General features: G+C 66.6%; 7 protein-coding genes. 2 read left to right on the top strand and 5 right to left on the bottom strand.

Translation table 11 applies throughout. The features are described 5' to 3' along the window. Positions 1-122: 122 nt before the first annotated feature. The 4 genes from I6F37_RS07700 to I6F37_RS07715 form a co-directional block, all read right to left on the bottom strand. On the bottom strand, positions 123-1004 hold the full coding sequence (locus I6F37_RS07700; protein WP_109143907.1) for an NAD(P)-dependent oxidoreductase: 882 nt from the start codon (positions 1002-1004) through the stop codon (positions 123-125). A 2-nt stretch (positions 1005-1006) separates the two neighbouring features. Continuing rightward, positions 1007-2138, bottom strand: a protein-coding gene (prfB, locus tag I6F37_RS07705) for a peptide chain release factor 2 (RefSeq protein WP_100213427.1) whose coding sequence is annotated in 2 segments (ribosomal slippage) — positions 1007-2068 and positions 2070-2138 — 1131 coding nt in all. Because the reading frame shifts where the segments join, the coding sequence is not laid out codon by codon here. Between the two features lie 107 nt (positions 2139-2245). Further along, the gene (locus I6F37_RS07710; protein WP_225113979.1) at positions 2246-4747 is read right to left on the bottom strand and encodes a penicillin-binding protein 1A; all 2502 of its coding nucleotides are present in this window, start codon (positions 4745-4747) and stop codon (positions 2246-2248) included. 227 nt (positions 4748-4974) lie between these two features. Beyond that, positions 4975-6270, bottom strand: a complete 1296-nt coding sequence (locus tag I6F37_RS07715; RefSeq protein WP_225113978.1) for an N-acetylmuramoyl-L-alanine amidase — start codon at positions 6268-6270, stop codon at positions 4975-4977. Between the two features lie 705 nt (positions 6271-6975). Here I6F37_RS07715 and I6F37_RS07720 point away from each other — a divergent pair. Together I6F37_RS07720 and I6F37_RS07725 are read left to right on the top strand one after the other, a co-directional pair. Continuing rightward, positions 6976-10083, top strand: coding sequence for a ribonuclease E/G (locus tag I6F37_RS07720; RefSeq protein WP_225150837.1), 3108 nt, complete (start codon positions 6976-6978; stop codon positions 10081-10083). A gap of 66 nt (positions 10084-10149) precedes the next feature. Further along, entirely contained in the window at positions 10150-11382 is a 1233-nt protein-coding gene (locus I6F37_RS07725) for an FAD-binding oxidoreductase (RefSeq protein ID WP_225150839.1), read from the top strand. A 10-nt stretch (positions 11383-11392) separates the two neighbouring features. Here I6F37_RS07725 and I6F37_RS07730 read toward each other — a convergent pair whose 3' ends face one another. Continuing rightward, the gene (locus I6F37_RS07730) at positions 11393-11950 is read right to left on the bottom strand and encodes a biotin transporter BioY (RefSeq protein ID WP_036000041.1); all 558 of its coding nucleotides are present in this window, start codon (positions 11948-11950) and stop codon (positions 11393-11395) included. Positions 11951-11967 lie beyond the last annotated feature (17 nt).

Below are 11967 nucleotides of genomic sequence, written 5' to 3' on the forward strand. Positions count from 1 at the left end.
CAGCCCCATGGCCTAGGCCGGTGCGATCAATGTCGCCACCCGATTTCTGACGAGGTCCCGGTTTACAAACCGATGCTCGGCGCGAATGGAGTGACTGAGGGGCACCGGTTAGCGCGGTTTGACTAGGATGGCTTCTTCGGCCGCGACACCAGCTCGATCATCCTGCCTTCATCATCGTCCGGCATCACCGCTTTCGCCTGCGCGTACGCCTCGACCGCGGCGCGCGCGACCAGCGGCTTGCCCGCGAGCAGGCTCTCGGCGAGCTTCACGGCGTAGGCGGCATCCTTGTGCCGCAGCGCTGCGGTGAAGGTCGCGCCGCTGAAATCGCGGGCGACCATGCGCTTGGAGTGACGCGCTACCTGCGGGCTTGCCGCGACGCCTGCCTGGATCGATTCCAGCACCAGGTTCATGTCGAGCCCGGCCTGCTCGGCAATCGCAAGGCCCTCGGCGAGGCCGGCGATCTGGATCGCGCCCATGAGATTGTTGATCAGCTTGTAGACCGTGCCGGAGCCGACCGCGCCGAAATGGCGGATGGTCGAGCCGATCGGCGTCAGATAGGGCCGCGCGCGCTCGAGATCGGCCGCGTCGGCGCCAACCAAGAGCGTCAACTTCCCGGCCGCCGCCGCGTCCGGCAATCCCGTCACCGGGCAGTCGATATAGATCAGCCCGCGCGCGTTGAGCTCGCGGCCCATCTCACGGGAATGGTCATAGGAGACGGTGGAGCATTCGATCGCGATGGTGCCGGCCTTCGCCGTCTTGGCGGCGCCGTCAGGCCCGAGCCAGACCGCGCGCGAGGCCTCGTCGTCGGCGACCATGGTCACGACCGCGTCGGCATCGATCGCGGCATCCTCCGGCGAGGTCGCCCAAATCGCGCCGCGCGCGATCAGGTCCTCGGCCTTTGCCTTGCTGCGATTCCAGATCGTTACCGTGAAGCCGGCATCGAGATAGCGGCCGGCCATGCCATGGCCCATCCGCCCAAGCCCGATGAAGGCGATTCGGGACATGGCTAGTCCACGTCCTCGACGTCGCCGGCGGTGGTGCCGAAGGCGCGCTGCGCCAAGGTCGCGGCCATGAACTCGTCGAGCTCGCCATTGAGCACGCCCGATGTGTCGGAAGTCTGCACGCCCGTGCGCAAATCCTTCACCATCTGATAGGGCTGCAGCACGTAGGAGCGGATCTGGTGGCCCCAGCCGATATCGGTCTTGGCGGCCTGGTCGGCGGCGGCTTTCTCCTCGCGCTTCTTCAGCTCGATCTCGTACAGACGCGCGCGCAGCATGTCCCAGGCCTGCGCCCGGTTCTTGTGCTGGGAGCGGCCGGCCTGGCAGACCACGGCGACGCCGGTCGGGATATGCGTCAGGCGCACCGCGGATTCGGTCTTGTTGACGTGCTGGCCGCCGGCACCGCCCGATCGCATCGTGTCGACGCGGACGTCGGATTCCTTGATGTCGATCTTGATGCTGTCGTCGATGACGGGGAACACCTGCACGCTCGAGAACGAGGTGTGCCGCCGCGCGTTGGAATCGAATGGCGAGATGCGCACCAGCCGATGCACGCCGGCTTCGGTCTTCAGCCAGCCATAGGCGTTGTGACCGGAGACCTGGATGGTCGCCGACTTGATGCCGGCCTCTTCGCCCTCGGACTCTTCGAGGTACTCGACCTTGAAGCCGTGGGTTTCGGCCCAGCGCGTATACATGCGCAGGAGCATCTGCGCCCAGTCCTGGCTCTCGGTGCCGCCGGCGCCGGCGTGGACTTCGAGATAGGAATCGAAGCGGTCGGCTTCGCCCGAGAGCAGTGCCTCGAGCTCGCGCCGCGCCACTTCCTTCTTGAGGTTCTTCAGGGCAGCTTCGGCTTCGGCGACGACGCCGTCATCGCCCTCGGCCTCGCCGAGCTCGATCATGCCGATGTCGTCTTCGAGCTCCTGCTCGACCTTACCAATTCCGCTGAGCGCATCCTCCAGCGAGGTGCGCTCCTGCATCAGCTTCTGGGCTTTCTGGGGGTCGTTCCAGAGGTTGGGATCTTCTGCGAGCTTGTTCAGCTCAGCGAGGCGCGCCGTCGATTTCTCGACGTCAAAGATGCCTCCTCAGCAGCCCGACTGACTGCTTGATCTCTTCTACCAATCGTTCGATTTCGGCGCGCATGTTGTTCTCTGTCTTGCGGAATCCCGCGTGCAGTTCGAAAGGGGATGTAGCGGCGGCGGCCGCAAAGCGCAACCGCCCGAGCCGTGATCGCCGGCCTTATCCGCGGCCTACCACAACCCGCCAGTGCCCGGCCGGAAGAGGAAGCCGGAATCCGGCTGCTGCTGCTGCACCGGCATGCCGCGCCCGTCGGCGTCGGCAACGCCGATGACCGAATAATTGTCCGGCGGCGCCGTGCCGGGCTTGAAGGCTTCGAGGATGGTTCCGCCGGTCTCGCCGGGGCCGGCGCGCATGCCGGTCTTGGCGACGACGCGCACGAGCTTGATGCCGGCGGGCACCTTGAACGGGACCGCGGGCTTGTCGGCGAGCGCGAGCTTGAGGAAGTCACGCACGATCGGAGCAGCGAGATGACCGCCGGTCGCGGCATTGCCCTTACCGAGCGGACGAGGCTTGTCGTAGCCCATGTAAACTGCGACTGCGATGTCCGGCGAGAAGCCGACGAACCAGGCGTCCTTGGCCTCGTTGGTGGTGCCGGTCTTGCCGGCGACGGGCTTGCCGACCTCCTTGATCACCGTGGCCGTACCGGACTGCACCACACCCTCCATCAGCTCGGTGATCTGATAGGCGGTCATGGAATCCAGCACCTGCTCGCGGCGGTCGATCAGCTGCGGCTCGGGCTGGTTCTTCCAGCCGCCCGGCGCGTCGCAGCCGCGGCATTCGCGCTGGTCGTGCTTGAAGATGGTGCGGCCGTAACGGTCCTGGATGCGGTCGATCAGCGTCGGCTTCACGCGGCGGCCGCCATTGGCGAGCATCGAGTACGCCGTGACCATGCGCATCGCCGTGGTCTCGCCGGCGCCGAGCGCGTAGGAGAGATAGTTCGGCAGTTCGTCATAGACGCCGAAGCGGCGGGAATATTCGCCGATCAGGGGCATGCCGATGTCCTGCGCGAGGCGCACCGTCACGGTGTTGAGCGATTGCCGCAGCGCATTGCGCAGCGTCACCGGTCCCTGGAACTTGCCCGAGGAGAAGTTTTCAGGCCGCCACACGCCGGCGCCCTGGCCCTGGTCGATCTCGATGGGCGCGTCGAGCACGACGGTCGAGGGCGTATAGCCGTTGTCGAGCGCAGCCGAATAGACGATCGGCTTGAACGACGAACCGGGCTGCCGGTAGGCCTGCGTGGCGCGATTGAACTGGCTCTGGTCGAACGAGAAGCCGCCGACCATCGCGAGCACGCGGCCGGTCCAGGGATCCATCGCCACCATCGCGCCGGAGACTTCCGGAATCTGGCGAAGCCGGTACTGGCCCTCGACGGGGTGGCCGTCCTTGTAGAGGGGATCGGCATAGATGACGTCGCCGGGCTGGAGCACCTGCGACACCGCTGTCGGCGTCTTGCCTCTCGTGCCGCCCTGCAGCGCCCGCGCCCAGCGCACGCCGTCGACCGTGACGATGCCGGTCTCGCGCTGCTTGCTCACCGCACCGCCGAGCTCGCGGCCAGGCTGAAAGCCGATCCGTGCCGACTGATCGCTGGTCTCCAACACCACCGCCATGCGCCAAGGCGAGATGTCGGACAGCGACTTGATCTCGGCGAGCTTCACGCCCCAGTCGCCCGAAATGTCGAGCTTGCTGATGGCGCCGCGATAGCCCTGCTGCTCGTCATAGTTCACGAGGCCGGCGACCATGGCCTTGCGCGCCATGACCTGAACCTTCGGATCGAGCGTGGTGCGAACCGACAGGCCACCCTCGTAGAGCTTCTTCTCGCCGTAGCGCTCGAAAATGTCGCGGCGGACTTCCTCGGCGAAATATTCGCCGGCAAAGGTGTGGGCGCCGTTGGAACGGCTGGTGACGGCGAGCGGCTCCTTGCGCGACTTGTCGGCGTCGGCCTGCTTGATCCAGCCGTTTTCCACGAGACGGTCGATCACGTAATTGCGGCGCTCGATGGCGCGGTCGCGGTTGCGGACCGGATGCAGCGTCGCCGGCATCTTCGGCAGCGCCGCCAGATAGGACGCTTCCGCCACCGTCAGCTCGTTCACCGACTTGTCGAAATAGACCAGCGAGGCCGCCGCGATGCCGTAGGCGCCGAGGCCGAGATAGATCTCGTTGAGATACAGTTCGAGGATTTTGTCCTTCGAATAGGTCTTCTCGATGCGCATCGCCAGCAAGGCTTCCTTGATCTTGCGTGAGAAGGAGACCTCGTTGGTGAGCAGGAAGTTCTTGGCGACCTGCTGCGTGATCGTGGACGCACCCTGCGGACGGCGGTTGGAGCCGTAGTTCTGCAGATAGAGCAGGCCTGCGCGAGCCATGCCGGTGTAGTCGATGCCGCCATGCTCGTAGAAATTCTTGTCCTCGGCCGCGAGGAAGGCGTTGATCACAAGCTTCGGCACCGCCTGGATCGGCAGATACAGCCGCCGCTCCTTGGCGTATTCGCCGACCAGCGAACCGTCGACCGCGTGCACACGCGTCATCACCGGCGGCTCGTAATCCTGAAGCTGAGAGTAGTCCGGCAAGTCCTTGGAGAAATGCCAGATCAGGCCTGCCACGGCCCCGACGCCAACAAGGAACACCACTGTTCCCGCGGCGAACAGGAAGCCCATGAACCGCACCAGCAAGCGCATTATCTGTTTATCCGTTCAAACTCTGGATCAGCCCAGTATCAGCCCTTTGGCACACAAAACGGTACCAACCTCACGCCGCGAATTCACCGGCTTACGCAATCACATCGAGGCCGGACTTAAGACGCTTGCCGAACAGGTTCTCGCCGATTCCGGAACCCTCTACCGGTTTCTATAAAGCGTCCGCTGTGGCCAAACTAGGGCCTTCGGGCCGGGAGGAACAAACCGGCTCAGTTCGACGTCCCCGCCGTGGCCATCCGCTTCGTCAAAAATCCGTCGATCGCCTGGGCCATCGAGCCCACGGCGCGGGAGCGCCAGCCCTCGGAGACCAGCTGCTCGAGATCGCCCTTGTTGGAGACGTAGCCGATCTCGACCAGCACCGATGGCACGTCGGGCGCCTTCAGAACCCGGAAGCCGGCGGATTTCAGGGGATGCTTGTGCATCCGCACCGTCTGCTTCATTTCGCTCATCAAATGGCGGGCGAAACGGTTTGAAAAGGTGCGGGTTTCCCGCTGTGTGAGGTCGATCAGGATGTCGGCGACGTCGGTCGGCTCCTCCGCGAGGTTGAAGCCGGCGATCGCATCGGCGCGGTTCTCCGCATCCGCCAGCCGCTGGGCCTCGGCGTCGGACGCCTTGTCGGAGAGCGTATAGATGGTCGCGCCCTGCGCATCCCCTTCCGCCCGCGGCAGCGCATCGGCGTGGATCGAGACGAACAAGGCCGCCTTGAGATTGCGGGCGATCTTGGTGCGGTCATTGAGCGGAACGAAGGTGTCGTCGTCCCGCGTCATGACCACGCGGTACTTGCCGGCTTTTTCCAGCTTGTCGCGGAGCGCCAGGCCAAAGGCCAGCACCAGGTTTTTCTCGCTCTCGCCGCTCGACTGCGTCCCGTTGTCGATGCCGCCGTGGCCGGGATCGATCACCACCACCGGTCGAGTATCGGCCTTCTGCTGCGCGCCATCCGGGGCCGCGGCACTGGGAACCGTGGCAGGCGGCGCTTCAGCGATTGCGGGCCGCAGCTCGGGACGGTTCTCGGGGGCACGTGACGACACGAAGGCGGTGCGGTCGACCTCCTCCAGCTCGAGCACGAGCCGGGCGGGTTGGCCGTTGGCCGCCTCCAGCACGTAGGATTTAGCGATCTTCGCCGGTCCGGTCAGGTCGAACACGATTCGCGAGCCGCCGGGCATGACGAGCCCGTAGCGGAAGGCCTTGACCAGCCCCCGCCCCCCGCTTCCGGTCCCGGCGGGCAGCTGAAAATTGACCTGCGGCACGTCCACCACCACGCGGTAGGGGTCGCCCAGCGTGACGGCGCGGAAGGTGACGGTCTGGTCGAGATCGAGGATGAAGCGGGTCTGCTTGCCATCGCCGGCCAGGCGGGCGGCCGAGGCGACCGGAAAATTCGCCGCAACGGCAGCAGGTTGCAGCCGGCTCTCGGCGGCGATCAGGCGCGCGGAATCGGCACAGGGCAATGCCGCAGTGCATAGCAACACGCCCCCCAGCAAAATCCGTCGATTTGTGCGGCTCGCCACCGATTCCGTGCCTCCGAGCAGCTCTCTTAACGCAATAGAACCACAGGGTTAATCGATCCTTAATGACGGAAACGCGAAACTCGGCGACTGTGACCGCCGTGCGACGCTCCCTTGCACGGATGGCTCATTCCTCGTATGTACGGAATGCTGACGGCCGATATTTCCGGTTGTGTCGCATTCAGCCTCCCGGTGCAGCGCCGGAACTCTCAAGGTTTGAGAATTCCAGCGTTTTCCACTTCCCTCTATGACCAGCGCGGTGCGCGGCAGCGAGGTGGAGCGGGTCAAGCCCCGGCGGCGGACGGTCTCGGGCTACCACTCATGTTGCCGGGACGGTTCTGACAGCGGCGTAACCCATTACCCGGTCCCTTGATCCCAAGGGGGCGGTTCGTGATCCCCAAGGCGAGCGCGCTCGCGCCGTGCCTGGCCAGCAGCAACTGATTGAAGGGCGGCCTCGCCGCCCAGTGTTTCATACGGGCCGACGCTTGATGCGCCAGACTGTGCCGACGAAATCTGAAGGAGCATTCGCGACGCTGCGGAGTGACAATCCCGTGCGTCGCAATGGTCCTGAAGCTTCCGGTTCGGCAAGGCGCGAGAGACGGCGTTTCGGCCTTCCCCTCACCCCCGAATCAGGTGGACCGTCGCGTCACCCGCCGGCGCGATACGCGCCCACGGCTTATCGCGTCCGCCGCCGCCAAGAGTTAAGACATGCCCAACAAGATGTTGATCGATGCCACCCACCCGGAGGAGACCCGGGTCGTCGTGGTCCGCGGCAATCGCGTCGAAGAGTTTGATTTCGAGACCGCGCAACGCAAGCAACTGCGCGGGAATATCTACCTCGCGAAGGTCACAAGGGTCGAACCCTCGCTCCAGGCCGCTTTCGTCGAATATGGCGGCAATCGCCACGGCTTTCTCGCCTTCAGCGAAATCCATCCCGACTACTACCAGATCCCGGTCGCCGACCGGCAGGCGCTGATCGAGGCCGAGGAACAGGCCCATCGCGAGGCCGAGGAAGAAAGCGAGAACCGCTCGCACGGCCGTCGCCGCTCGCGGCACCGCAACGCCCGCCGCCGCGGTCATGGCGAGCGCGTGCGCAGCGACATCGTCGAAGGTCTCGAAGCCGGCGCCGATCCCGCCGCTCAGCCGGTCGAAGGCGCCGCGCTGCCCGAGCATGCCGAGGGCGAGCATCCGCACGCCGATACGGAGCATCATGGCGAGCACGAAGGCCACGATCCCGATCATGGTGACCATGATCATGACGAACATCGTCATGCCCGCGATGACGAGCACGATCACGCTCACGATGATGCCCACGGCCGCGAGGACGAGCGCGATCATCACGATCATGATCACGCCGACGAGGCGCCCGCGCCTGTCGCGGCGGTCGGCGCCGAGCCCGCGGTCGAGACCGCTGCCGAGCCGCAGCCGGCGCCAACCTTCGACGTTCCCGCTCCCGAAGCTCATGCCGCGGAAGCTCTGGCGGAGCCTCTGGCGGAGGCCGTGACATCGGCCGCCGAGCCGGCCGAGGCCATCTACGCCGCCGGCGAAAGCACTGAAGCCCCGCATGCGGACGCCGGGGAAGCAGCCGAAGAGGATGACGAGGACGAGGACGGCGAGGATGCCGAAGAGGAAGTCGTCGAATCCGTCGGCGGCGACGACGTGCTCGAGGAAGTGCCGGAGCGCACCTTCCGCCCGCGCCGCCAGTACAAGATCCAGGAAGTCATCAAGCGCCGCCAGGTGATGCTGGTTCAGGTCGTCAAGGAAGAGCGCGGCAACAAGGGCGCGGCGCTGACGACCTACCTCTCGCTCGCCGGCCGCTACGCCGTCCTGATGCCGAACACCGCACGCGGCGGCGGCATTAGCCGCAAGATCACCAGCGCGCAGGACCGCTCGCGCCTGAAGGAAGTGGTGCAGGACCTCGACGTGCCCGAGGGCATGGGCATCATCCTGCGTACCGCGGGCGCCGCCCGGACCAAGCCCGAGATCAAGCGCGACTTCGAATATCTGATCCGGATGTGGGAGACGGTGCGCGACCTCACGCTGAAATCGCAGGCCCCGACCCTCGTCTACGAGGAAGGCTCGCTGATCAAGCGCTCGCTGCGCGACCTCTACAACAAGGAGATCGACGAGATCCTGGTCGCCGGCGAAGCCGGCCACCGCGAGGCCCGCGACTTCATGAAGATGCTGATGCCCGCCAATGTCGGCGCGGTGAAGCAATATCGCGACGGCCAGCCGCTGTTCTCGCGCATGGGCGTCGAGAGCCAGCTCGATGCGATGTTCTCGCCGACCGTGCAGCTGCGCTCCGGCGGCTACATCGTCATCAACCAGACCGAGGCGCTGGTCTCGATCGATGTCAACTCGGGACGATCGACGCGCGAGCACCATATCGAGGACACCGCGCTCAAGACCAACATGGAGGCGGCTGAAGAGGTCGCCCGCCAGCTCCGCCTACGCGACCTCGCCGGCCTGATCGTCATCGATTTCATCGACATGGACGAGAAGCGCAACAACCGCGCGGTCGAGCGCAAGCTGTCCGATTGCCTCAGGCAGGATCGCGCGCGCATCCAGGTCGGCCGCATCTCGCATTTCGGCCTGCTCGAGATGTCGCGCCAGCGCATCCGCGCCAGCGTGCTGGAATCCTCGACCGATCCGTGCCCGCATTGCGGCGGCACCGGCCACGTCCGCTCGGTGTCCTCGGTGGCGCTGCAGCTCCTGCGCGGCCTCGAAGAGATCCTGATGAAGGGCGCCACCCACAATCTCGTGGTCCGCACCCGCACCGACGTCGCGCTCTATGTGCTGAACCACAAGCGCGGCCATCTGCGCGATCTCGAGAACGGCTTCAAGGTCACGCTGTCGGTGATCGCCGATCCCGGCGTCAGCGGTCCGCAGGCCTATGTGATCGACCGCGGCGAGCAGGTGCATACGCTCGAAGCCGCCAAGGCGCTGCTCGTTGCGCAAGCCGCTGCGAGCCCGCCGCCACCGGCCGAAGAGGCCTATGACGACGAGGACGTCTTCGACCTGGAGACGGAATCCGAGGTCGAAACCGACGAGACCGAAGGCCTTGCCGACGAGCAGGCTGGCGGCGAGGCAGCCTCGGAGCAGGACGGCCAGCGCCGCAAGCGCCGGCGCCGCCGGCGCGGCCGCGGCGGCCAGCGCGAAGGAGAGTTGCGCGAGGATACGGCGCCGACCGTGCCTGAGCCCGCGATGATCGCCGGCGAAAGCGAGGAGGAGACCGAGTCCGAGCAGGACGGTGAGGAAGGCGAGGAACAGGCCGCCCGTGGCGAACAGCAGGGCAGCGGTGATCGCCGGCGTCGGCGTGGCCGCCGCGGCGGTCGCCGCCGTCGCGGTGGCGGCGAGGAAGGTCTTGCTGGCTCCATCAGCGACGAGCTCGGCACCAACCCGCCGCCGGAAGCTGCCGATGCAGTGGCCGATTTCGACGGCCTCGGCAGCCAGGCTTCGCCTTCGATCGCGCAGGCCGAGCCGACCGGCGAGCCGCAAGTTGCGGAGCCTGAGCCGCACGCCGAGATCCGAACCGAGGCGCCGGCCCAGCCGGAGCCCGCTCCCGCCGCGACGACCGCAACGCCGGACGAAGAGTCAGCCGGCGACAGGGCCGCGCGGCGCCGCTCCACCGTGCGCGAAAAGGTGAGCTTCCTGGCGAACAGCCAGGCGGAGCCCGCAACGCCGGCGGCGGAGGCGACCGAGCCGGTTGCTGCACCCGCGCCGGCACCTGAGCCCGCGCCGGAGGCGGCAAGCGAAACCCCGGCCGCCCCACGTCGTGCCGGCTGGTGGTCACGCCGTTTCGGCGGCGGCGAGTAAAGGGACAAATGGAATCGAAACCGCCCGGCCCAACCGGGCGGTTTTGATTTGATGAGGTCAGTTGCGATGCAAAGCGCGATCATTCTCGGCGGCGGCATGGTGGGCGTCGGCGCCGCGCTGCATCTGCAGCGGCGCGGCTGGTGGGTGACGCTGATCGATCGCAGGGAGCCGGGCCGCGAGACCAGCTACGGCAACGCGGGGATGATCCAGGCCGAAGCGGTACGCCCCTATCCGATGCCGCGCGACCTCGCTTCGCTTTTGAAGATCGCGACCGGCCGCACCAACGACGTGCGCTACAGCCTCTCCTCGCTGCATCTCCACATCGAGCCCCTGCTCCGCTATTGGTGGCATTCGGCGCCGAAGCGACATCGCGAGGCGATCGAGGCGTGGGCACGGCTGATCGCCTACGCAACGGCCGAGCACGACATCCTGATCCGCGAGGCGCATGCCGACAATCTCATCCGCCGCGCCGGCTACCGAGCGCTGTTTCGCGATGCCGCTTCGTTGGATCTCTCGGTCAAGGCTGCCGAGGAAGATCAGCGCGAATTCGGCGTGAACTACCGCGTGCTGTCGGGCAGCGAGCTTGCCAGGGCCGAGCCGATCCTGCGCGACGATCTCCCGGGAGCGATCCATTGGCTCGACACCTGGACCGTGTCCGATCCCGGCGCGCTGGTCACGGCCTATGCCGAGCTGTTCGCACGGCTCGGCGGCAGGATCGTGCTCGGTGATGCGCAGTCGCTGCGACACACCGCGACCGGCTGGTCGGTGGACACCGACCAGGGCCGCATCGACGCTGCCCACGCCGTCGTGACGCTCGGGCCGTGGTCGCCCGATTTATTGTACAAATTCGGCTATCGCATCCCGCTGGTGCGCAAGCGCGGCTACCACATGCATTACAGCGGCGGCGCTTCGCTCGACCTGCCGCTGGTCGACAAGGCCCGTGGCTACGCCATGGGGCCGATGGCCAAGGGCATCCGCATCACCACCGGCGCGGAATTGACGGGCGCGGACGCGCTCGCAACCCCGGTGCAGCTCGCCAGCGCCGAAGCCTCGGCGCGCGAGCTGATCGACCTCGGCAAGCGGGTCGAGCCGGATCCATGGTTCGGAACGAGGCCCTGCACGCCCGATATGCTCCCGGTGCTCGGCCCGGCCCCGCGCCACCCCGGCCTGTGGATGAATTTCGGCCACGGCCACCAGGGTTTTACGCTGGGACCTGCGACCGGGCGCCTGCTCGCGGAAATGATGAGCGGCGAAACGCCCGCGGTCGATCCCACGCCGTACCGGCCCGAGCGATTTTAGCGAGCGCGTCCTATCCGCGACGCTCGACAATCCGGCGCGCCGCCGGCATCAGGGTCGAGCCGAGCGCATTCTTGACCAGCGAGGCCGCGATGAACGGCACGATGCCGACCTGCCAGGCCTTGGTGGCGCCGAGACCAAGGCCGAATGCCAGCCAGCCGAATCCGGTCGCGAGAATGACGATGTGCCCAACAGCCATCGCCGCAAACAGCAGCATGACGCTGCGATCCCAGCCGCGCTCGGCGAGCCAACCGGTCGCGAACGCGGCCACAACGAAACCGAACAGATAGCCCGCGGTCGGGCCGACCAGCGGCGCGATCCCACCCACGGGACCGGCGAACACCGGAAGCCCGATCGCGCCCTCGGCGAGGTAAGCGATCATGGTCGCGCTGCCGAGGCGCCAGCCATAGGCGGCGCCGATCATCAGCACCACCAACGTCTGCAACGTCATGGGCACGTAAGGCAGCGGCAGATTCACCTTGGCCGACAGCGCCATCAACGCCGTGCCGAGCGCGACCAGCACGACGGCACGCAGCGCGCCGACGGCTTCGCCCGGTCGCGTCGGCCACATCAATGCGGCGAGAGAAG

This window comes from Bradyrhizobium sp. NBAIM08 (genome assembly GCF_020193935.1).
Taxonomy (GTDB): Bacteria; Pseudomonadota; Alphaproteobacteria; order Rhizobiales; family Xanthobacteraceae; genus Bradyrhizobium; species Bradyrhizobium yuanmingense.